The organism is Methylomonas sp. 2BW1-5-20 (assembly GCF_052474515.1).
This window is the reverse complement of the sequence record NZ_CP184127.1, coordinates 529,626-550,840: the sequence shown is the minus strand read 5'-3', so window position 1 is coordinate 550,840 and position 21,215 is coordinate 529,626. Positions and strand designations below refer to the sequence as shown.

21 protein-coding genes are annotated in these 21,215 nt (G+C 53.3%); 8 read left to right on the top strand and 13 right to left on the bottom strand.

The genetic code is table 11. The features are described 5' to 3' along the window. Nucleotides 1–51: 51 nt before the first annotated feature. The 7 genes from ACH50O_RS02420 to ACH50O_RS02390 all read right to left on the bottom strand — a co-directional run bounded on the left by ACH50O_RS02420 (nucleotide 52) and on the right by ACH50O_RS02390 (nucleotide 4,512). Entirely contained in the window at nucleotides 52–375 is a 324-nt protein-coding gene (locus ACH50O_RS02420; protein WP_446810466.1) for a cold shock domain-containing protein, read from the bottom strand. 342 nt (nucleotides 376–717) lie between these two features. Then, nucleotides 718–1,080, bottom strand: coding sequence for a hypothetical protein (locus ACH50O_RS02415; RefSeq protein ID WP_446810465.1), 363 nt, complete (start codon nucleotides 1,078–1,080; stop codon nucleotides 718–720). 105 nt (nucleotides 1,081–1,185) lie between these two features. Continuing rightward, nucleotides 1,186–1,593 carry a ketosteroid isomerase-related protein gene (locus ACH50O_RS02410; RefSeq protein ID WP_446810464.1) on the bottom strand — a complete coding sequence of 136 codons (408 nt, stop codon included), beginning with the start codon at nucleotides 1,591–1,593 and terminating at the stop codon, nucleotides 1,186–1,188. A 64-nt stretch (nucleotides 1,594–1,657) separates the two neighbouring features. Further along, nucleotides 1,658–2,194 (bottom strand): cob(I)yrinic acid a,c-diamide adenosyltransferase, encoded by a 537-nt coding sequence (cobO, locus tag ACH50O_RS02405; protein ID WP_446810463.1) that lies wholly within the window; start codon nucleotides 2,192–2,194, stop codon nucleotides 1,658–1,660. Between the two features lie 187 nt (nucleotides 2,195–2,381). After that, the gene (locus ACH50O_RS02400; RefSeq protein WP_446810462.1) at nucleotides 2,382–3,212 is read right to left on the bottom strand and encodes a hypothetical protein; all 831 of its coding nucleotides are present in this window, start codon (nucleotides 3,210–3,212) and stop codon (nucleotides 2,382–2,384) included. A gap of 112 nt (nucleotides 3,213–3,324) precedes the next feature. Beyond that, entirely contained in the window at nucleotides 3,325–4,110 is a 786-nt protein-coding gene (locus ACH50O_RS02395; RefSeq protein WP_446810461.1) for a hypothetical protein, read from the bottom strand. A gap of 72 nt (nucleotides 4,111–4,182) precedes the next feature. After that, nucleotides 4,183–4,512, bottom strand: coding sequence for a hypothetical protein (locus ACH50O_RS02390; protein WP_446810460.1), 330 nt, complete (start codon nucleotides 4,510–4,512; stop codon nucleotides 4,183–4,185). Between the two features lie 134 nt (nucleotides 4,513–4,646). Between ACH50O_RS02390 and ACH50O_RS02385 the strand changes: the two genes are divergently transcribed. Beyond that, entirely contained in the window at nucleotides 4,647–5,588 is a 942-nt protein-coding gene (locus ACH50O_RS02385) for a PfkB family carbohydrate kinase (RefSeq protein WP_446810459.1), read from the top strand. On the opposite strand, the gene ACH50O_RS02380 is transcribed toward ACH50O_RS02385, so the two are convergent. Genes ACH50O_RS02380 through ACH50O_RS02365 form a run of 4 tightly spaced genes read right to left on the bottom strand, consistent with a single transcriptional unit; the run spans nucleotide 5,585 to nucleotide 9,201 of the window. After that, nucleotides 5,585–6,403, bottom strand: a complete 819-nt coding sequence (locus ACH50O_RS02380; protein ID WP_446810458.1) for a GntR family transcriptional regulator — start codon at nucleotides 6,401–6,403, stop codon at nucleotides 5,585–5,587. The two genes, ACH50O_RS02385 and ACH50O_RS02380, sit on opposite strands and share 4 nt — an antisense overlap. 19 nt (nucleotides 6,404–6,422) lie before the next feature. Then, on the bottom strand, nucleotides 6,423–6,689 hold the full coding sequence (locus tag ACH50O_RS02375) for a SemiSWEET transporter (RefSeq protein WP_446810457.1): 267 nt from the start codon (nucleotides 6,687–6,689) through the stop codon (nucleotides 6,423–6,425). 5 nt (nucleotides 6,690–6,694) lie between these two features. Beyond that, nucleotides 6,695–6,889, bottom strand: a complete 195-nt coding sequence (locus ACH50O_RS02370; protein ID WP_446810456.1) for a hypothetical protein — start codon at nucleotides 6,887–6,889, stop codon at nucleotides 6,695–6,697. Between the two features lie 5 nt (nucleotides 6,890–6,894). Continuing rightward, nucleotides 6,895–9,201, bottom strand: a complete 2,307-nt coding sequence (locus tag ACH50O_RS02365; RefSeq protein WP_446810455.1) for a DNA translocase FtsK — start codon at nucleotides 9,199–9,201, stop codon at nucleotides 6,895–6,897. 171 nt (nucleotides 9,202–9,372) lie between these two features. On the opposite strand from ACH50O_RS02365, the gene trxB reads away from it, so the two are divergent. Further along, a complete protein-coding gene (trxB, locus tag ACH50O_RS02360) occupies nucleotides 9,373–10,329 on the top strand; it encodes a thioredoxin-disulfide reductase (RefSeq protein ID WP_446810454.1) in 957 nt (318 codons plus the stop codon). A 39-nt stretch (nucleotides 10,330–10,368) separates the two neighbouring features. Here the strand turns inward: trxB and ACH50O_RS02355 are convergent, their stop codons facing one another. Continuing rightward, entirely contained in the window at nucleotides 10,369–10,941 is a 573-nt protein-coding gene (locus tag ACH50O_RS02355) for a methyltransferase family protein (RefSeq protein ID WP_446810453.1), read from the bottom strand. An 89-nt stretch (nucleotides 10,942–11,030) separates the two neighbouring features. Between ACH50O_RS02355 and ACH50O_RS02350 the strand changes: the two genes are divergently transcribed. From ACH50O_RS02350 to ACH50O_RS02325, 6 genes are all read left to right on the top strand, one after another. Then, the gene (locus tag ACH50O_RS02350; protein WP_446810452.1) at nucleotides 11,031–11,729 is read left to right on the top strand and encodes an ABC transporter ATP-binding protein; all 699 of its coding nucleotides are present in this window, start codon (nucleotides 11,031–11,033) and stop codon (nucleotides 11,727–11,729) included. Further along, nucleotides 11,726–14,140, top strand: a complete 2,415-nt coding sequence (locus ACH50O_RS02345; RefSeq protein ID WP_446810451.1) for an FtsX-like permease family protein — start codon at nucleotides 11,726–11,728, stop codon at nucleotides 14,138–14,140. Before ACH50O_RS02350 ends, ACH50O_RS02345 begins: the two co-directional genes overlap by 4 nt. 92 nt (nucleotides 14,141–14,232) lie before the next feature. Beyond that, the gene (locus tag ACH50O_RS02340) at nucleotides 14,233–16,407 is read left to right on the top strand and encodes a PhnD/SsuA/transferrin family substrate-binding protein (RefSeq protein WP_446810450.1); all 2,175 of its coding nucleotides are present in this window, start codon (nucleotides 14,233–14,235) and stop codon (nucleotides 16,405–16,407) included. Continuing rightward, nucleotides 16,404–18,590 carry a CHASE domain-containing sensor histidine kinase gene (locus ACH50O_RS02335; protein ID WP_446810449.1) on the top strand — a complete coding sequence of 729 codons (2,187 nt, stop codon included), beginning with the start codon at nucleotides 16,404–16,406 and terminating at the stop codon, nucleotides 18,588–18,590. The genes ACH50O_RS02340 and ACH50O_RS02335 overlap by 4 nt, the downstream gene beginning before the upstream one ends. Beyond that, nucleotides 18,587–19,042: a response regulator gene (locus tag ACH50O_RS02330; RefSeq protein ID WP_446810448.1), complete on the top strand. Its 456-nt coding sequence runs from the start codon at nucleotides 18,587–18,589 to the stop codon at nucleotides 19,040–19,042. The genes ACH50O_RS02335 and ACH50O_RS02330 overlap by 4 nt, the downstream gene beginning before the upstream one ends. Continuing rightward, complete coding sequence (locus tag ACH50O_RS02325) at nucleotides 19,039–20,706, top strand: diguanylate cyclase (protein WP_446810447.1); 1,668 nt, start codon at nucleotides 19,039–19,041, stop codon at nucleotides 20,704–20,706. Before ACH50O_RS02330 ends, ACH50O_RS02325 begins: the two co-directional genes overlap by 4 nt. 25 nt (nucleotides 20,707–20,731) lie before the next feature. Here ACH50O_RS02325 and ACH50O_RS02320 read toward each other — a convergent pair whose 3' ends face one another. After that, nucleotides 20,732–21,145 carry an RNA recognition motif domain-containing protein gene (locus ACH50O_RS02320; protein ID WP_446810446.1) on the bottom strand — a complete coding sequence of 138 codons (414 nt, stop codon included), beginning with the start codon at nucleotides 21,143–21,145 and terminating at the stop codon, nucleotides 20,732–20,734. Nucleotides 21,146–21,215: the final 70 nt, after the last annotated feature.

Sequence of the window (21,215 nt, the reverse complement as noted above, 5' to 3'; positions counted from 1 at the left end):
TTGCGTTAAAAAATTGGTAAAAACTGCCAACGGTAACGTAATTTCGTCACCTTATAAAAGATACGCCGCCACCGCCGCACTGATCAATCCCAGCACCGCCGCCAGCAGCCATAGCCACAACTTGCCCGGTCTGGCCGTTTTCTCTTGATATGCCACCCCATCAATTTTGGCATTGACGGCTTTCAGCTTTCCGCCGTTATCGCGGGCAACTTCGTAAAATATTACATCCCCGCGCACTGGCCGGCGGGACATGCCTTTTAGCGAGGAAATATGCACAAAAACATCTTTTTCGCCATTGTCGGGTTCAATAAACCCAAAGCCTCTATCGTCTTTCCACGTTTTTAAAACACCCTTCTGGATGGAGGTATCCGCCATCTTTTTCACTCCTTAATTATTGGCTATTGTTATTCCGAAACGCCAGACGACCATAAACAAATGCCGAATACACGCGCCAAAGCTAACCAAGCAAAACCGTTTTACAATGCCTAAAGCCCGCGCAAGCCATTCGTCGGCGCCGGCTATTGTTTATATTCCACGGCAAAAGGACATCACGACGCTGACTCTGTTGCGATTATCTCAACTTGCCGGATAGACATCCATGCTACGCGTCCGCGTTCAGAAAATACTGATAAAATCGGCTAAAGGCACTCGACCGATAACCGATCTCATTGGAGACAAACAACGTTTTCCGCTATCGCGAGAAAACGTTGAATTTGATTAAAATTTCTTGTCAATCAAAACCTTATCGTCGATAACAAGTTTGGAGACGCCACCCAATGCCAAATGCAATGTGCAAGAAGCTGTTTTGAAGTTGGAGTCTTTCTCGCCTACCCATTCCATCGTCACGTAACTCGTTTTATCGGTATCGGTTTTGGACGGAAAATATACTTGGGTACCGGTTTTGTTTTCGATCAACTTCGGACATTTTTGGTTAGCCATTTCCTGCATGGCAACCAATGTGCGAATTTGCGCGGCAGCTTCTTTTTCCTCGTTGGATTGATCCTTACTAACGCCCACCAAGACAAAACCGGCTACAAACACCCCCACTACAGCGATCATCAATTTCTGTGTTTCACCCATTGTTGCTCTCCTCTGTTTTGTAGTTATTTTTTTCGGCGAATCCGAATGTAACCTTTCGGATTCTATGCCAATTAGCCGGCATCGGCAATGCGCCAGACAAAAGCCTTACTGCGGATCGACCTGGGCAATCCAATCGCCCAAATTATAATAGTTGGTGATGCGAGCTACTTTACCGTCGCGGATGTCGAAAAAAGCGCCGGCCGGCAAACGATAAGTTTGACCGCTGGCTTCCGGCAGACCTTCATCAGTATTCAGATATTCGCCCAATACCACAAACTCCGCAGCGCCGCGGGTGCCATCTTCGTTGGCCATTACCACCATATCCACCAATTGCTCTTTATAGTGGTGATTCATTTTCTTCATGAATTCGGCGAATGCGGCCTTACCTTGTTCGCGGCTACCTTGGTTGATGTCGTGTACCACATCGTCAGTCAACAAACTCAGGAAAGTATCCATATCGCCGTTGTTGAATGCTTGATAGTACTGCTCGATAAGTTTTTTTGCCTGTTGCATAGTAACCTTGTTGCCTGGGAATAAAAAGGCGGCAATTTTGCCAGAAGCCCGGTTTTTTTTCAGCTTAAAATTCAACGCCCTGCTCGGCTTTGATGCCGGCGGCGTATGCATGTTTAATTCCGGTCATCTCGGTAACCGTGTCGGCAACCTCGATGACTTCCGGCACGGCGTTACGTCCCGTCATAACCAAATGCAGCCAGGCTGGTTTGTCGTGTTTGACGAAATCGGCGATCTCCTGGCCGCTAATCCAGCCGTAGCCGCAGCAATAATTGATTTCGTCCAGGATCACAAGATCGAATGCTTCGGAAAGAATTTTTTGTTTGGCAAACTCCCAAATTTCCCGGCTGGTTTTAATATCCTGTTCCGGGTTCTTGGTATCCCAGGTAAAACCGTCGCCCAGGGCGTGCCATTCGATTTCCTCAAAACGCGTTGCAGCCCTTTGCTCCCCGGTTTGCCATTGACCTTTGATGAATTGAATTACGCACACCTTCATCCCCCAACCGGCAGCGCGGAACACCATGCCAAACGCACTGGACGATTTGCCCTTACCTTCGCCGGTATGCACCAACACTACACCGTGTCTTCTATCTCTGGTTTTCATTGATAATGCTTCTCTGATCACTGCATCAGCAGCTTGATTAAGTTGATCGGCATTGTAACAACTTAGCAGCAACTTAGAGATAGAAGCAGGCCTGCAACGCTCAGTCTGTTGGATTAGGGGCTAGAACGGCAAAAGTTTCCATTTTTGAATACTTTTGCCGCCTTTGTGAAGGGAATCAGCTGCTGAACTAACTTTTTATCCGCTTGCGCAAGGTGGAAAAACCAAATGCACACAATCCGGTAGCAAAGCTCAAAAACGCAGCAGGCACTGGCACTGGCGCGTAGCCAAAACCGCTGCCGCTCTGTAACTGATAACGACTATCGGCAATACCGAGATATACCAATCCAGTGCTACCGAAATTGGCGTAGGACTCGGTTAAGGTGGGTTTGAAATAGCTGCTGGCTCCTGCCCCCACTTCCAGGAAAGCGTCCAGCGAAATCAAGGTATTCACCGGCACCGAAAACGTCGCTACGCCAGTGCACGATGCGATCCACGAGCAGCTGAAACTACGCGGCGTATAACCGTTTTCGGTGAAAGAAATACGATCACCGGTGCTTAGTTGGACGACACCGCTAGCGGTAGCGGTGCCGGACAGTGCGCCCGACACCAAATAAGTCAACGTGAGATCGATTTTTCGGCCGCTGGGTCCCGCCAAGATGAAATTATCGGCAAACGACACCTTGCTACTACCACTGGCGAGATTGGCGGCGTAGGGAGTCGCGCTGGCACTGGCGCTGGCTTTCAACACACCTGGACTCACAAAACCGCTGGCGGACGAACGATAAATCTCCGAGAGACTGCCCGGCCCACCGTTATTGGGTACTTTATAAAATGCATTGACGGAATCCACCGACGGGCTATCGACGTTATTCAAAACCTTGGAATCCGCATCATAGGATTGACTGCCGTAGGCGGCATTGGCGCTGGCTATCACGGTCAAGGAAGTGGTGTACGCGTTGGCCGCCGGTACATAAGCCAATACCGCGCATAACGGCAGCAAAAAGAGTAAACGATTCATAAATATCCTCCGATTGATTAATGTTGTTAAAAATTGATAGTTGGCGCCTGGGCCTCTGGCGCTTAAGCTGTAGCGAAATAGCCAACCTCTGCTTTCGAAAACCATGAACATTTCAGATGCTGGTCGCCGCTATAACTTGCCGGCGATGCGCCCCAACCAACATAAGCGCCGCTGACCCGAACAGCCAAACGGCCGATGGCAGCGGCACTTGAGAAACTCCCGAGACGTTCGCATACGCGTGGGTGGTAACCCTAAAGGAAATCCGACCGATACTCGTGGTCGGTAAGGTGACCGATAGAGTCCCCGTCGCCTGGGTCGGCAAGCTACCGACGAGATTGGCATTTAGGAATAGATCTTTACGGCTAGACAAAGACCGGTTGGGATCGCCGAAATCGTTGACCACCAGCAACACCCAAGCCGCCGCGACATCATTGGTCCCACTGCCCGGCACCAAACCTATGTTCATACTGTAGTCGACCGAGAAAGTGGTCGCCCCAGTTCCAGCGCCGGTGAAACTGCCGGTACGATAGCTCTCGGTAGTCACCGCATCGCCAAATGCTGGGTCGATATCCTGGGAATAGGCGTGCAGCAGGTAAGGATCGACATCGGCTTTCGAGGTAAGCAAACGAATCCCGCTTCCAGTTTGTAAGCTGGTCAACGGCGTCACCCAGTCGGATGAATAGGTACCTTCGCCGTAAGGTGTGTCCATACGCGTATCCACCCGCGAAGATTTATCGTACCAAGCGATTCCGGCATTGACGTCGGTTCCCGAAGTTACTCTAAAGCTATTCCAATCAATGGTAGCTTCGGCGGTAGCGTTCGCGCTAGCAGCGGCATCAGTATTGAAACCCGCCAGATTGAGGGCGGACAGGGCGAGCAAAGCAGTTTTGAATTTCATGATATTTCCTGGGTATGCGGAGTTTTGGGGGTTAGCAATCGACTTTAATTACCGAACTAAAGCATTTGCGATTTACGCGCTCGGGCCGATAGCCAGATAACTGCAGACAACATCCACATCGGTCGCCAGACCGTTTTCGGTATTGGCCGCCGAAATGGCGATCAAGTCTCGACCGCCGGCCGCACCCTCCGGCACATACTCGATAGACCAAGGAGCAAATGTGGTGCCGGCATTGGTCATACCCTCGGCCGAATAGATGCTGACTGTGACATCCGGCCGCGACGAGAACGGCGGCACGCTGGCCCAAAGTAGTCGAGTATGTGCACCGCCCTCGCCAGGCGTCATGTTTTCCGTGCCGCTGACAATTTGGGTGTTATTGATGTTCAGAATTTGTTGGGTCATGGCGAATACTCCATATTTTTTGGTATTTAATTAAGGTACCATAGAAATACCAGATAGAAATATGTGCGTCAATCGTAAATTATTGTTTTCAATTCGGTACTATTTCACAGATTTTTCCCAGAATTGGAGCTTGCATGCCCATCCTAGTCCTAGCCAGTTATATCCGCGCTCACTGCCTAAATGTCGAGCGACTGCCGGTATCCGGCGAATCCTTGCAAGCAGGGGGGTTGATTACGGAACACGGTGGCAAAGGCTTGAATGTCGGCGTCGCCGCGCATCGGCTAGGCGCCGACGTAGCCATGCTATTGCCATTGGGAGAAGACGCGGACGAAGCGATAGAACTACTGCTGAACGAAGGTCTGGATAACCGCTTGACGTTAAAACTAGGACCGCAATCGGGTTTTGGCGTCGGCTTTATCGGCCCTGATGGCGAGAATTTTTTAGCGGTCTATCCCGGCGCCAACGCACTGCTAAACAGCGAACATGTCGAAAAATCGTTGGCAGCCCTACCCCGATTAGAATTGATTTACGCCCAGTTCGAGATCCCCGAGTCACCGGTCCGCACAGCATTTGACATCGCTCGCCGGCGCGGGGGCATCCGCACCATGTTAAATCCCTCGCCTTGGCACCGACCCGATCCCGAGCTATTGGCGTTAACCGATATTCTGGTGGTAAACGAAACCGAAGCAGCGTTACTGTTCGGCGTGAGCGATAGCGAAATACGCAGGGATCAGTGCTTGAACGGCTTATCGGTATGGGCCAGACAAATCGCCTGGTCGGGAGAGTTATTAGTCGTGACGCTGGGGGAACACGGCTGCGTAGCCTTAACGGGTGACACAATTCTCCACCAACCGGCATGGCCTGTCGCCGCCGCGGATGCAACCGGTGCAGGCGACGCCTTCAGTGCTGGTCTAGCTAGCGCTCTCTTGCAACAACTGAGCGTGCCGGAAGCCCTGCGCAAGGCTTGCGCTTGCGGCGCCTGGGTTGCGGCGCATCACGGCGTGCTGAGAAGCTTGCCGACTCAAATAGAAATCGACCGTTTTATCGAAACCAATCCAATACCAAAAGCGATTTAACTTGGTCTGATCTTAAGGTTAACCCGGTAGGTATAAGCGTCGCCACGAAACGTACCCTCCACGTATTCCACAATCAAGCCGTTGTCGGCGTAAGTCTTGCGCTTCAATAACAAACACGGTCCCGGCTGCTCGAAACCGAAGACCGCCGCTTCGGTTTCATCACTGAGCACCGCTTCAATGGTTTGTTCAGCGTGCACCAAGCCCAACTCACAATTTTTTTCCAGATATTGATAGGCCGAACCGTCGCCGTCCCATTCGGCCAAGGCCGGTGCTACGACAAGATCGTACCAAGCCACTTCCCGGGACAACGGCATACCGTCTCCCAAACGTACCCGCACCAAACGCAAAAATCGCGTAGACGCCGGACGATTAAAAATGGAGGCGATGGTGCGATCCGCAACAATCCGTTGTTCGAGAATCCGCGTTGACGGCGTGACGCCCAGCTCACGCATTTCCTCGGTAAAGCCTTTCAGTTTACCCATCTCGGGATTAATCCGCGACGGCGGCGCCTTAACCGTAACACCGGATCGGCCATGGGTAGCGATATGATCCTGCGCCCGCAGCTCTTCATAGCAGCGCCGCACTGTCGTGCGACTGAGATCCAGCGCCTCGGCCAGAGCCCGCTCGGATGGCAAACTAAAACCGTCGCCCAGCTCCCCGGATTGAATCATATTGATGATACGCCGTTGCAGCTGCTTATAAACCGGCTCGGAAATTCCGGTATTCGGCCGAATTTTCTCAATGAAAGCACTGCTGTCGTTGGCGGCGGAACTATCTGCTATTATTTCGATATTGCTGGAAGCACTTGAAGACATTGCGGCTGACTCGGCATTTTCATTTGCGCAATAAATTGCGAATCTTAACGGTAAGAATGGCCGCCGCCAGTAAAAAGGTTACGGCATTGGCCACTATGATAGCCAAATTCGCCAGATAAATGCCGTAAATCAACCACAACAACACACCCAGCGTAAACATGCCGTACATGCCTAGCGATAAAGAATCGGTATCCCTGGTCTTGAACGTCATAATCGCCTGCGGTAAAAACGAGGCAGTAGTCAGCGTCGCGGCCAAATAGCCGATCAGCTCGGGAATCATATTCATTGCCGTCAATCGGTAAAACGCTGCCAGCCAAAGTAGGACAGAGCGATCAGCAGTAATTGCGAAAAAGCTAACAGCCAGAAGTATCCGACAAAAAGCATGATTTTAACGGGCGTTTCCTGATTTTGATTGGAACTTAACAACCAACCGCCGACCGCCGAAATTCCGGCAACGATCAGTAATCCGATAACGGCGAGATTCATCGCGATCAACGGGGCGGCGGCGCCAGCACCTCGCGGGAACCATTGGTTTCCGGCATGCTGACCACACCGGCGTTTTCCATGTCTTCGATGATGCGCGCCGCCCGGTTATAACCGATTTTAAAGCGGCGTTGCACGCTGGAAATAGAGGCTTTGCGCGATTCGGTGACAAAAGCCACCGCTTCGTCGTACAACGCATCTGACTCACTGTCTTCGCTATCCAAGCCGGCGACTTCGCCGCTATCGGTACGTTCTTGAGTAATCTCGTCCAGGTAATTGGTGGGGCCGGTTTTTTTCAAGAACTCCACCACCCGATGCACTTCGTGATCGTCCACAAACGCCCCGTGAGCACGCAACGGAATGCTGGTACCGGACGGCAGGAACAACATGTCGCCGTTACCCAGCAGGGCTTCCGCTCCGCCTTGGTCGATAATGGTCCTGGAGTCGATCCGCGATGATACCTGGAAGGAAATTCGAGTCGGTACATTGGCCTTGATCAAACCGGTCAAAACATCCACAGACGGTCTTTGCGTCGCCAATACCAAGTGAATACCAGCGGCACGGGCTTTTTGCGCCAAACGCGCAATCAGTTCTTCGACCTTTTTGCCGACCACCATCATCATGTCGGCCAACTCGTCAATGACGATGACGATACTGGGCAGCGTGTCCAGTAGCGGATAATCGTCTAAGGCCACCGGGGTTTCGGGACGGAACAAAGGATCGCGAATCGGCTGACCCGCCGCTTCCGCTTCTCTGACCGCCTGGTTATAACCGGCCAGATTCCGTACCCCCACTTTGGACATCAATTTGTAACGGCGCTCCATTTCCGCCACGGCCCAACGCAAGGCGTTTTGCGCGTCCTTCATGTCGGTAACCACAGGGGTCAGCAAATGCGGAATGCCCTCGTACACCGACAACTCCAGCATCTTCGGGTCGATCATGATCATCCGCACATCTTCCGGCTTGGACTTGTAAAGCAAGCTGAGAATCATGGTGTTGATCGCCACCGACTTACCGGAACCCGTGGTACCGGCTACCAGCGCATGCGGCATTTTGCCTAAATCGGCCACCACCGGCGTACCGGAAATATCCTTGCCCATCGCGATGCTGAGCTTGGATTTTGCCCGTTCAAACTCATCGGACACCAACAAATCGCGCAGCGAAACCATTTCCCGTTCTTGATTGGGAATCTCCAGACCGATAACGGATTTGCCTTCGATGATCTCGACGATACGCACGCTGGTTACCGACAAACCGCGCGCCAAATCCTTGGCCAGACTGCTGATACGGCTGACTTTGACGCCGGCCGCCAAGCGCAACTCAAAACGGGTAATCACCGGTCCCGGCAATACCGCCTCCACTTCGGCGGCGATACCGTAATCCTGCAACACGTCTTCGACTTGGCGGGAAATTTCTTCCAGCTCGGTTTTGGAATAGCGCTTGACTTTGATGTCGCGTTTATCCAACAACGACAGCGGCGGCAACGCGTTCAGGTAAGCGCTGGCGTCCAAATTATCCAAAGGTTTGCTGTCTTTCCTGCGCAGCGGCCGTATCTCAGCCGCTGGGGTGGGTTGAGCAATTTCCAATACTTGAATCTGCGGTTTTTTGCCTCGTTCTTCGGTTTTAGCTTCCGGCTGGGTGCGCGACTTTTTGGCTTCTTTAACAGACTCCGGGCGGGAGGGCTTTTCGGTACGGTAGCGTTCGGGCACTGTTACTGCTTGCCTACCGACCACCGAACAGGCCGCCATCGCGGTTTTGCCGATCAAGGTCATCACCATTAACCAAGACAAACCGGTAAACAAGGTCACGCCGGTCATAAATATAGCGAGCAACAACAGCGTGGAGCCGGAGTTACCTAACAGATGCACCAAGGCGTCGCCGATCTCCCGCCCCAGGATGCCGCCCGGACTCTCGGGTAAATCCATTTTGGTTCTGAGAAAATGCAAATGTAAAAACAAAATGGCCGAACCGGAAATCATCGTGGCGATAAAACCGGTGGAGCGCGCCAGCATCAACCACTGCCCGCATTGCTGTTGACTGCCGCCGCGATACAGCATGTAGCCGTACCAGAAAATCATGATCGGAATCAGATAAGCCATCAACCCCAGAAAGCTCAGCACAAAATCCGCCAACCAGGCGCCGAACAAACCGCAGGCATTGCTGATCGATTGATAGGAAGTGCTATGACTCCAGCCCGGGTCGTTGGAATTGAATGTCACTAAGGCAATTAAAAAAAATAGCGCACAACTCGAAAGCCCCAGTAATGCGATTTCGCGATAGCCTCGCGCAGCTCTCTCTTCCACAACAGCAACCATGGTTGTCGGCTCACAATAAAAGCATAACAAAACATGATTATAGATGATGTAAATCGATTTAACATTAGCTTTACCGGCCACGCCATTAAAAACCAGTTGGTAAATCGGTTTTATCCCGGAGGGAATGCCCTTATAATTTTGCCACCCTAACCCGCATGGAGACTCGACATAATGGCTGCCGCAAAACATTGCAAACTTTTGATCCTAGGTTCCGGCCCGGCCGGTTACACCGCAGCTGTTTACGCCGCACGCGCCAACCTAAATCCGGTAATGATCACCGGCATGCAACAAGGCGGACAATTAACGACCACCACCGAAGTGGACAATTGGCCCGGCGACGTGGAAGGCCTGCAAGGCCCGGACTTGATGGAACGGATGCGTCTACACGCCGAGCGCTTCAATACTGAAATCATTTTCGACCACATTCACACGGCCGATCTGTCGCAAAAACCGTTTACCCTCACCGGCGATAGCGGCGTGTACACCTGCGACGCCTTGATTATCGCCACCGGTGCTTCGGCTAAATATCTGGGCCTGCCTTCCGAAGAAACTTTCAAGGGCCGCGGGGTTTCCGCTTGCGCGACCTGCGACGGTTTCTTCTACCGCAATAAACCGGTAGCGGTAATCGGTGGCGGCAATACCGCAGTCGAGGAAGCGCTGTATTTATCCAACATTGCATCCGAGGTGATCGTGGTGCATAGACGCGATAAATTCCGCTCCGAAAAAATCTTGTCTGACAAACTGATCGAAAAATCCAAATCCGGCAATGTCCGCATCGAATGGAACCATCAGCTGGACGAAGTACTGGGCGACGAGATGGGTGTTACCGGTCTGCGCATCAAGAACAGCCAGGACGGCTCGACTAAGGACTTGGATGTGCACGGTGTATTCATCGCCATCGGCCACACGCCCAATACCGATATTTTTACCGGTCAATTGAAAATGGAGCATGGCTACATCGTCGTGAATAGCGGTATTCACGGCAATGCCACCGCCACCAGCGTGCCCGGCGTCTTTGCGGCCGGCGACGTGATGGACTCGCACTACAAGCAAGCCATCACCTCGGCTGGCGCCGGCTGTATGGCCGCGTTGGATGTGGAAAAATATTTGGATGAACTGGCGGGATAAAGCTCAATAATACTGTTGGGGCGGTTACTATCGCCCCTTTCAATATACCCAAGGCAACAACCGCCAGGTCGATGCGCAAAAATCGGTATAAACAGCGCCGAATTGATTAAAAAGCATCCGTTCTTCAATCTCGACCCTAAGTTTAAACGCCCAAAATGTCGGTGCGAGTAAAAGCACCAATGCAATAAAGTCGCCCATTGCCAACCCGGCCGCGAACAATGCAATCAACAAACCGGTATAGGCAGGATGCCGCAACCAGCGGTAAGGCCCTTCCGTAATCAAGCTGTGTTCCCGCTGGATCGCCACATCGGTGGTGAAGAATCTGCCCAATTTCGCAACCGCCACATAACGCAGATAAAGTCCGGCGGTAAACAACAGCATCGCCAAGACCTGTCTTGGCAGGTAAGCCAACGGGATCGGCGCCCAAGTCAAATTCTTAAACAGCAAGGCCATACCTAAACCGCTCAAGACAGTCAGCCATAACCGCCGCTGCGAATTTCGTTCCGTAAACAAGATTTGATCAGCCCCGACTATAGACCGCCTGGCCAGTTTGATTTCGGCGGCTACCCATATCAAGCAAAGCACTAGCCACAAAATACGTACCGAAGTCATTGATCGCCCTCCGGCGAAGTATTGGTAAGATGACGGGCATGCCACGCTGCCCCGCGCCTCGTGTAACATACCGCAATTTGCCGGCCGTTATGAAAAAGATCATCGAATTGAAACAGGTCTACAAGGATTACCCGCAGGCCGGTACGCTGCAAACCGTATTGCACGACATCAATCTGGACGTCTATCCCGGCGAATTTGTCGCCATCGTCGGTCCTTCCGGCAACGGCAAATCCACCTTACTCAACCTGCTGACCGGTATCGACCATCCCAGCCGGGGCAAGATATGCGTCAACGGGACTGCTTTACAAAATTTAAGCAACGAAAAATTAACGCAATGGCGCGGCGCCAATGTCGGCATCGTGTTTCAGTTTTTCCAGTTACTCCCGGCCTTAAGCCTGCTGCAAAACACCGTACTACCGATGGACTTTCTTGGCTTATTAAGCAAAAACCAGCGCCGGGAACGGGCCATGCATTTGCTGGAACTGGTCGGCCTGGCTGATGCGGCGGAACGCTTGCCCAGCCAGGTTTCCGGCGGCCAGCAGCAACGGGCGGCGATTGCCCGCGCCCTAGCAAACGACCCGCCGCTGATTGTCGCCGACGAACCGACCGGTAATCTGGACGCCGCCACCGCCGACTCGGTCTTTGACTTGTTCGCCCATTTACGCGATCAAGGCAAAACCCTGATGATGGTGACGCACAACGAAATGCTGGCCGACGCCGCCAGCCGCAAGCTGGAAATCCGTTGCGGGCGGATTCATACCGACACCAGCCCGGCGGATACGTTTTGAATACGCTCCGGCATAAAGTCCTGGCCGATCTGTGCTTTAGCAAAAGCCGCACGCTGCTGGCTATCGCCAGTATCGCCATCGGTGTCTGCTGCGTCGGCACCCTGTTCGGTATGATCGATCTGCTGCTGAGTAAAATGGATGCTGCTCACCGCCAATCACTACCCTCGCACATCAACCTGATTTTGCGCGGCGACGCCGATTTAAGCTTGCTGGAACAGGTCAAAGCCATCCCCGGCGTAGCCGACGTCGATACCATGACGCCGGTAACGCTAAATTTCCGCCGGCCCGGCACCAGCGAATGGACGTTGGGTACGCTGATCATTCGGCCGGATTACAACTTGCAACGCTATGATAAAACCACACTACAGTCCGGCACCTGGCCAGTCAAAGATGACATCGCCATCGAAAACCTCTCCGCGCAATCCAGCGGCTTAACGATAGGCGAGTCAATCGAATTCGAAACCGCGGAAGGCTCGCAAACTTTGAACATAGGCGGCATAGTCCGCCACCCGTTCGTCAAGCCGCCTAAATTCGGCGGCCAAGTGCATTTTTTCGCCAATTCCGATAACACCGCGCAGTTTGGCGTCACGCCCCACAGCTTTCGGCAGTTGCTGGTGCATATCGCCGCGCCGTACGACATCGATCAAGCCCGTGCTGTCGCCGGCGAAATACGCACACTACTCGCGCAACGGCATATCGGGGTCAACGTCACCCTGCTGCAAGATCCGGAAAGACATTGGGGCCGGCCGTTTTTGGCAGGAATCAATGACATACTGCAAATCATGGCGCTGGTTTCATTGGCGCTCTCCAGCGTACTGATTTTAAACACCGTGTCGGCGCATATCGCACAACAAACCGACCAGATCGGCGTGATGAAAGCCCTGGGCGGTTCCACTTCAGCCATCGCCAAACTCTATCTGACGGAAATTCTGGTGTTGGCCGTGATAGCGACCGCGATAGCGATTCCGCCGGGCCTGATGGCGGCGCATTTCAGTTCCTGTCGGCTGTTGGCTTTGTTCAATATCGATTGCGGTACGTTTACCCTCTCGCTACCCGCCGCCGAATACATGTTGCTAGGCGGCTTACTGATGCCCTTATTGGCAGCCTTAAACCCGATTTTGCGCGGCGCGGCGATGACGGTGCGTGCGGCGATCGCCAGTTACGGTGTAGGTGCCGATTTTGGCTACAACCGTTTCGATTTGTTTATAGAAAAATTCGGCGCGCGGTTTCTGCCGACCTTATCCGCCGCCGCGTTGGGCAACCTATTCCGCCGTAAAGGCCGGCTATTATTGACGCAAAGCGTGTTGATCATAGCCGGCGTGATGTTTTTAGTGTTGATGAGCCTGATCGCCTCGCTGAATTTAACGCTGGACCGGGAAATGGCCCGCAGCCGTTATGATGCACGCCTGGGCTTCGTTAGTGACCAGCCCGCCCAAAGAGTGCGTGACCTCGCCGCGTCGGTTGCCGGCACGGAGAAACTGGAAGTCTGGCAAAGATTCACGCTGCAGATAAACCAGCACGGCAAAGCTCTTAGGCAAAAAGGCAGTCTGGGCCTGCAAATGCTGGCGCTGCCGGCGGACTCGACCCTGTATCAACCATTGATCGAATCAGGGCGCTGGCTGCAAGCAGCCGACGCCGGGCAACGCGTATTGGTGCTGAGCGCAGACACCGCCGCGCTGAACCAAATTCAAGCCGGCGATATGCTGAACGTCGAACTGGGTGCCAGCCGCGAACAATGGCAAGTGATCGGCATTTATCGTTGGCTGGCTGGCAGCAGTTATGCAATCGAACCGGTTTATGCGCCGCTGGCAACTTTACAAGACCTAACCAATAGCCGGAATCTGGCCTCGTTCGCACTGCTAGACGCACCAATAGCCGACCTGAATCAGGAACTGCTTTATCTGCGCCAACTCAGACAACGCTTTCAAGACCAGGGGCTCAAACTGGACGTTTACAGCACGCAGGGCAAACTGGAACAGCGCCAGTTCGCCCGCAACCAGTTCAAACCGGTGCTGAATACGCTGTTGGGGCTGGCTTGCATGATAGCCGCTGTCGGCGGCATCGGTCTGTCCGGCACCTTGGCGATAAGCGTGTTGCAACGCACACGGGAAATAGGCGTTTTGCGGGCCATCGGCGCCCCTTCCAAAGCAGTATTCGGCATATTTTTATTGGAAGGCCTACTCCATGGTATCGTCGCCTGGCTGCTGAGCATCCCGCTGGCCTATCTGGCAGCCGAGCCCTTGGCCCGACAACTGGGCCAAACCATGCTGGGCATGCGCTTGGATTTTAGCTTCGACGACCGGGCGCCTGTTTACTGGCTGGGTATTATTTTAATACTGGCTTGGTCCGCCGCATTCTGGCCGGCTCGCAAAGCAAGCCGCTTAAGTATTAAGGATTGTTTGGGACACTAAAAAATGCCAAACGACCGGAATTTACCTTAAAAAACCAGCATTGTATTTTTATGCCGATGAGTCGTGAAAAGGTAACCATAAAAAACAACAACTTGTCCGCTCTACTCGGCAAGATACTGTTGTTCGGCTGTTTGCTAAGCGCCAGTTTCGGGACTTGGGCGGAACCGCCAGTGCACATCGGCGTATTGGCCTATCGGCCCAAAGCGCAAATCCTGGCGCAATGGCAGGCGCTGGCCGACGTATTACACCAAGCCATCCCCGAGCGCGAGTTCATCGTAGAAGCATTGGACTACAGCGAAATCGAAGCGAGTGCGGACAGTAAAAAGTTGGACTTTGTGCTGACCAATCCCGGACACTACCTCCACATCAGCTATCAACATGGTTTTTCGGCACCGTTAGCCACCTTGGTCAGACACGAGAACGACCGTTCCCAGGACACCTTCGGCGGCGTGATCTTCGTGCTCGCCGGACGCGGCGATCTAAACGCGCTCGGCGATCTGCGCGGCAAAAAAATCGCCGTGACAAGCCAAAACTCACTGGGCGGCTTTCAGATGCAAGCCTATGAAGCCGCGCAAGCCGGCATCGACATTACCAAGGCGGCGGAATTACTGTTTACCGGCATGCCGCACGATGCGGTGCTGGAACAAGTGTTGTCCGGACAAGCCGATATCGGTTTCGTTCGTAGCGGGGTTCTGGAGGCCTTGGCTCAAAGCGGCAAGCTCGATCTACGGCAAATCAAAATCCTTAATGCGCAAGCATCCGCTGAGTTTAAACTGTTATCGACGCGGCTATATCCCGAGTGGCCGTTCTTAGCCATGCCAACCGCAGACCGTGAGTTGGCCAAAAAAGTCGCCGGTACTTTGTTGCTGATGGGCCCTGGTCGTATTCAGGGGATTGACGGCTTCACCATACCCGCCGATTACAATTCGGTGGAACAACTGCTGCGCACGCTCCGCGTCACGCCCTTTAACACGATTCCGCAATTCACGCTGGCGGACATTTGGCAACGTTATCCCACACCGGCACTAGCGCTAAGCGCCGGCATGTTCTTGGTGGTTTTGCTCAGTTTGACGTTGTTCTGGACGAATCGCTACTTGGCGACGGAGCGGCAAATGGCCAGCGAGCAGAATATCCGGCTTCAGGATAGCGAATATCGCTGGAAATTCGCGCTGGAAGGCGCCGACGAGGGAGTATGGGATTGGGATATCGCCAGCGGAACGGTATTTTTTTCACCTCGCTGGAAATCGATGATAGGTTACCAGCCGGAAGAATTCGCCAATGCCTTCGAAGCTTGGCGGGATGCGCTGCACCCGGACGACAAAGCGCGCGTTCTCGCCACCCTCGATAATTATTTCGACGGCAAGGAAATGCTGTATTGGGTCGAGTTTCGCATGCGCTGCAAGGACGGTCATTATAAATGGATACTGGCCAAAGGCATGGTTGTGACCAAAACCGCGGACGGCAGACCGCAACGTATGTTGGGTACCCACGTCGATATCGACAAACTAAAACAGATCGAGCATGACTTACAGCAAAGCCACGACGCGCTGCTGCGCTCCAACGTCGATCTGGAACAGTTTGCCTACAGCGTCTCCCACGATATGCGCCAACCCTTGCGAATGGTGACCGGCCATTTACAGTTTTTAGCCCGCCAATTGAAAGGCTCGCTGGACGAAGACCAACAGCTAAATCTAAATTTTGCGCTGGAAGGCGCCAAACGCATGGATGCGATGATAATTTCGCTATTGGATTATTCCCGCGTCGGACGAAAAACCGAGCAAAAAACCTGGATTGCCAGCGCTGAGATTCGAGACGAAGCCTTGCAGTTTGTCGAGCCACTAGCCGATCAATGCCAAGCCCGTATTAGTTGCCGGGGCCGCTGGCCGACGGTTTACGCCAGCCGCGACGAACTGAGCCGCTTGCTGCAAAACTTATTGGTAAACGCCCTGCACTATCGTCAAGCCGACATCGCTCCCGAAATTGAGATCCAGTCTCAAACCGGCAATGACATATGGCGTCTTAGCTTGCGCGACAACGGTATCGGCATCGCCCCGGAACAGTTCGACCGCCTGTTTCAATTTTTCAGCCGCCTGCATCCGCGCAGCCGCTTTGAGGGTACCGGCATGGGCTTGGCCTTATGTCGCCGCATAGTCGAGCATCACCATGGCAGAATCTGGGTGGAGTCTGCCGGCGAAGGTAAAGGCGCCTGTTTTATCTTTGAAATCCCTCAAGCTCGATCAAATGCGCCGGATAGCGAACCGACATGAACGACACGAAAGCCGCACTCGCCGGCCGTCGGCCCGCCAAGCCCGACGTCCGGAAAAAACCCGGTTATTACAGCCATTGGCTGACTGCCGCGGTGTTGACCGTAACCATGATCGCCAGCTATCAAGCCTGGCGCTTTGCCGAACAGGATCTGGAGCACGAGCGCCAGCTTTACTTCCAATTTCGGGTCAGACAATTGGTCACGAGCATCGAACAACGGCTACAAACTTACGAACAAATGTTGTATGGTGCGCGCGGCTTGTTCGCTGCTTCGGGACTGGTTAAACGAGACGAATATCGGGCATATGTATCGGCACTGAACCTCGATCAACGTTTTCCCGGTATTCAGGGCGTGGGCTTTTCCCTGTGGATTCCTGAAGCAGAGAAGGACCGGCATGTCGCCGAAATGCGCAGTCAAGGCTTCGCCGATTACGATATCCATCCAGCCGGCGAACGAGACTTCTACACCTCGATTATTTATTTGGAACCGTTTAGCGGCCGCAATCTGCGTGCCTTCAGTTACGACATGTACTCAGAACCCACCCGCAACCTCGCATTGAGCTATGCCCGCGATAACAACCGCCTGAGTGTTTCCGGAAAAGTAAAGTTGTTACAGGAAACCGAGCAAGACATACAGGCCGGTTTTTTAATGTATCTGCCGGTGTATAAGAAACAGTCGGCACTAGACACACCGGAGCAACGCCGCGCCAATTTACTGGGCTGGGTATATGCTCCGTTCCGCACCAAAGACCTGATGACCGGCATTGGCGGCGAACTTGAGAACGACTTGCGACTGGAAATTTTCGACGGCACACAAATTAATGAAGAAACCCGCATGTACGGTTCGGCGAATACGCGGAACACTCACCCGCTATTAAGTTCGACGCAACAAATCGCGCTGGCCAATCGACCCTGGACCCTGTTGATTCATGCCGAACCGCATTTTCAAACCCGGCTGGACCCAAGCAAACCCTTACTGATTGCCGGTAGCGGCCTCAGTCTGAGCCTATTGCTCGGCTTGCTGACCTGGCAACTGGTCAACGGCCGCGGCCGCGCGCAAGCCTTGGCAGAAGCCATGACCACCGAGTTACGTGAAAGCGAGAATCGCTTCCGCGCGATGGCCGACTCGGCGCCGGTGATGATTTGGCTGACAGACAAACATCGGCGCTATTGCTGGTTCAATAAAGTTTGGCTGGACTTTACCGGACAAACGATAGAGCACGAACTGGGCAGTGGTTGGATCAATGGCATCCACCCGGACAATCTCGATGTTTTTCAAGAAAACTATCAATACCATTTCCAACGGCAACTTGCATTTAGTATGGAATACCGCCTGAAGCGCCACGACGGCGAATACCGCTGGTTACTGGATACCGGGATTCCCCGCTACGACGACCGCGGCGAGTTTGTCGGGTATATCGGCTCATGTATCGACATTACCGAGCGCCGGCAAACCCAGATCGACCTGGAGCATAGTAACGCCGATCTGAGCCGTTTCGCGGAAATTTCCGCCCACCATCTAATGGAACCCACCCGCCGCTTCGGCAGTTTTACCCAACGCCTGCGCACCGCCCTAAGCGCGTATCCCGACATATCGAATAACGCCGATATTGCTGCCAGCCTTTCCTACCTGGAACAGGATGCACAGCGTTTGCACAGTCTGGTACGCGATATTCAGCGTTATATCGCGGCCGATCAAGCCCGCGACAAAATCAGTGTTGTCGATGCCAATACAGCCGTCGAATCGGTTTTACAACATTTTGCAGATAAAATTGCCGCAAGCGGGGCAATCATCAGTGTCGGCCAACTGCCCAATGCCTATATCGACCTGCCGCGCCTGATCGAATTGTTCAGCCTGTTTTTGGAGAATGCGCTGCTGCATGCCCACCCCGCCGAACCAGAACAGCCAATACGCATTGAAATCGACGGCATGGCCCACCAAAATATAAGCCGTTACCATGTGCGCGATAACGGCGCGGGAATTAGCGCCGAATATCGGCAACGCGTGTTCGAAATTTTCGAGCGTCTGAATCATGCCGGCACCGAAGCCGGCACCGGTATCGGTCTATCGATTGCCCGCCGTATCGTCGCCAGCTGTCGAGGTAATATCTGGATTGAAAGCAGCGATTTGAATGGTACTACTTTGGTGTTCGAGCTTCCCAATATCGAGAGTAATTCAGTATGACCGCTAATATCGTTCCATTATTCGAGGTGCTGCTGATCGAAGACGAACCGGCGGACGCGCATCTGCTGAGAATGAGTTTCAAGGAAAATCGGCTGCAATGTGCGCTGCATCATGTCTGCGATGGCGCGGAAGCGATGGCGTTCTTGCGGCATGAGGGCGATAGATACGCGGCCGTGCCGCGTCCCGATTTAATCCTGCTGGATCTGAACATGCCGCGGATGAACGGCCGAGAGTTTCTGGCTAAAATCAAGTCGGAACCGGATTTGGCCAGCATACCGGTAATCATACTCACCACTTCGGATATCGAACGCGATGTAGTCGTTAGCTATCGGCTGGGAGCCAACAGTTACATCACCAAACCGGTGGACGTCGAACAGTTTATCGAGGTGGTTCGGCAAATCGGCGCTTACTGGTTCAAGGCGGTACGCTTACCGGGTAGGCAGGCAATATGACTGAAGAGACAAACTGCTGCGTGTTATTGATCGAAGACGAACCCGGCGACGCCAGTTTGGTTCGGCAATATTTGCGGGCCTCGCAAAACCTACGTTTCGAACTGATTTGGCGCGAAAATCTAGCTGACGGCAAAAAAGCCCTGGCCCAACAAAACATCGACGTGGTACTGGTGGATTTAAGTCTACCCGATTCGCACGGCCTGGATACCCTGTTAAGCATCCGTAAAGCCGTCACCAAATCACTGCCCATTATCGTCTTAACCGGCCATGACGATAACGAATTTGCGCTGACAGCGCTGGATTGCGGCGCCCAGGATTATTTGGTCAAGACCGAAATCGCCACCAACAGCCTGGTCCGGGCGATTCGTTATGCGCTAAGCAGGGTCAGCCTGGAAAAACGGCTTTACGAATCGGAACAACGCATGAGCATGGCCTTGGATAACGCCAAGTTGGGCTTGTGGGATTGGCATATTCCCAGCGGTAAAGTCATATTCAACGAGTTGTGGGCCGGTATGCTGGGTTATACGCTGGACGAGTTGAAGCCGGTGATTCAGAGCTGGGAGCGTCTGGTGCATCCCGACGATTGGCCGGCAATCAAGGCTTCGCTGGAGCCGCATTTTCGCGGCGAAACCGATTTTTATGCCGCGGAACACCGATTGTTGCACAAGCTCGGCCACTGGATTTGGGTCCATAACAGCGGCAGGGTACTGGAACGCGATCACCTGGATCAGCCGGTCCGCGCAGTCGGTATCCATCAGGACATAAGCTTACGCAAGGCATCGGAGTTGCGCGATCACTTATTGGTGTCAGCCCTGGAAACGGTTGAACACGGCATCGTGATAACCGACATCCATGCCAATATCGAATGGGCAAATAAAGCCTTCGAGTCGTTAACCGGTTTTAACCGCGAGGAAGCAATCGGTATGCGGCCCAACGAATTGGTCAAATCCGGCATCCAAGACTCGGCGTTTTATCAAAACCTCTGGGATACCATACTATCCGGTAACACCTGGCGCGGCGAAATCGTCAACCGGCGCAAAGATGGCGAACTCTACGACGAAGAGCTGGTGATTACGCCGGTCAGGGATCGACAAGGTTGCATCCGCCATTTCGTCGGTATCAAGCAGGATGTCAGCGAGCGTAAGCGAATACAATCGGAACTCTGGGAACTGGCGACAACCGACGGTTTGACCGGATTTTTAAATCGCCGCCACTTCATGACGCGTCTGGAGGACGAATTCGCCAGAGTTCGGCGCAATAATCATCGGGTAGCGGTATTGATGCTGGATCTGGATCATTTCAAGCAGATTAACGACAGTTACGGTCACCCAACCGGTGACGCAATGTTGCAACACTTTGCCGGCATTATTCGCGCGGAATTGCGCAAGATCGACGTGGTGGGCCGCATCGGCGGGGAAGAGTTCGCGATTTTCATGCCGGATACCAGTGCCGAACCGGCCATGGTATTTGCCGAGCGCTTGCGCGACCAACTGGCGGAGACACCGCTGACTTTCAACGATCGGACTATTTCCGTCACCGTCAGTATCGGCATTGCCTCTATGCATGCCGATAGCGGCACGGCGGACTGCGTCTTGACCAAGGCCGACAAAGCCCTTTACGCCGCCAAGGAACACGGACGCAATCGGGTGCGCGTCTGGCTTTAGCGTCCGGGATAGCGTTTGGGGCTAGCTAAAGATCTATTTGGTAGAAAACGTTGGAAAAATCGATGTAGATTTCGATGCGATTTCCGCGCCGCCGATCCTGAATGCGTTTTTCGACAAACTCCCGCGGCACCGGCAAGCCGTTGCGGCGCCTATCGTTATTAAAGTCGCGCTGCTTGTAACATCTGACCAATATCTCGCAGCCATCGAGCAACAGGCCGTTCAGATTCTTGATTGCGCGGATGCCGGTTTCTTCGGAATCCACCGAGACCAAGCCGTGATGCTCCAACTGATTGGTTCGCTTATCCCGAATCACCATCACGTCAGCTTTTATCACCTGTTTGGCCTGTTCCTTTGAGTCTTCGCTAACCGCTAAAGCCACAAAAGCGTACAACTCGTTCGGCCGGGTCGGCGCGGGAATATTCCGAAAAAAAAGCATCATAACCATCTGGCGTCTATAAGCTTAATACTGCAAATAAGTCGACAACACCGGCTATGCCAAAGTTTGCCGG

Bases quoted from the DNA above. Each gene is read 5' to 3' on its own strand.
- ACH50O_RS02420 (WP_446810466.1), bottom strand. From the start codon at position 375: ATGGCGGATACCTCCATCCAGAAGGGTGTTTTAAAAACGTGGAAAGAC.
- ACH50O_RS02415 (WP_446810465.1), bottom strand. From the start codon at position 1,080: ATGGGTGAAACACAGAAATTGATGATCGCTGTAGTGGGGGTGTTTGTA.
- ACH50O_RS02410 (WP_446810464.1), bottom strand. From the start codon at position 1,593: ATGCAACAGGCAAAAAAACTTATCGAGCAGTACTATCAAGCATTCAAC.
- cobO (WP_446810463.1), bottom strand. From the start codon at position 2,194: ATGAAAACCAGAGATAGAAGACACGGTGTAGTGTTGGTGCATACCGGC.
- ACH50O_RS02400 (WP_446810462.1), bottom strand. From the start codon at position 3,212: ATGAATCGTTTACTCTTTTTGCTGCCGTTATGCGCGGTATTGGCTTAT.
- ACH50O_RS02395 (WP_446810461.1), bottom strand. From the start codon at position 4,110: ATGAAATTCAAAACTGCTTTGCTCGCCCTGTCCGCCCTCAATCTGGCG.
- ACH50O_RS02390 (WP_446810460.1), bottom strand. From the start codon at position 4,512: ATGACCCAACAAATTCTGAACATCAATAACACCCAAATTGTCAGCGGC.
- ACH50O_RS02385 (WP_446810459.1), top strand. From the start codon at position 4,647: ATGCCCATCCTAGTCCTAGCCAGTTATATCCGCGCTCACTGCCTAAAT.
- ACH50O_RS02380 (WP_446810458.1), bottom strand. From the start codon at position 6,403: ATGTCTTCAAGTGCTTCCAGCAATATCGAAATAATAGCAGATAGTTCC.
- ACH50O_RS02375 (WP_446810457.1), bottom strand. From the start codon at position 6,689: ATGAATATGATTCCCGAGCTGATCGGCTATTTGGCCGCGACGCTGACT.
- ACH50O_RS02370 (WP_446810456.1), bottom strand. From the start codon at position 6,889: ATGAATCTCGCCGTTATCGGATTACTGATCGTTGCCGGAATTTCGGCG.
- ACH50O_RS02365 (WP_446810455.1), bottom strand. From the start codon at position 9,201: ATGGTTGCTGTTGTGGAAGAGAGAGCTGCGCGAGGCTATCGCGAAATC.
- trxB (WP_446810454.1), top strand. From the start codon at position 9,373: ATGGCTGCCGCAAAACATTGCAAACTTTTGATCCTAGGTTCCGGCCCG.
- ACH50O_RS02355 (WP_446810453.1), bottom strand. From the start codon at position 10,941: ATGACTTCGGTACGTATTTTGTGGCTAGTGCTTTGCTTGATATGGGTA.
- ACH50O_RS02350 (WP_446810452.1), top strand. From the start codon at position 11,031: ATGAAAAAGATCATCGAATTGAAACAGGTCTACAAGGATTACCCGCAG.
- ACH50O_RS02335 (WP_446810449.1), top strand. From the start codon at position 16,404: ATGAACGACACGAAAGCCGCACTCGCCGGCCGTCGGCCCGCCAAGCCC.
- ACH50O_RS02330 (WP_446810448.1), top strand. From the start codon at position 18,587: ATGACCGCTAATATCGTTCCATTATTCGAGGTGCTGCTGATCGAAGAC.
- ACH50O_RS02325 (WP_446810447.1), top strand. From the start codon at position 19,039: ATGACTGAAGAGACAAACTGCTGCGTGTTATTGATCGAAGACGAACCC.
- ACH50O_RS02320 (WP_446810446.1), bottom strand. From the start codon at position 21,145: ATGATGCTTTTTTTTCGGAATATTCCCGCGCCGACCCGGCCGAACGAG.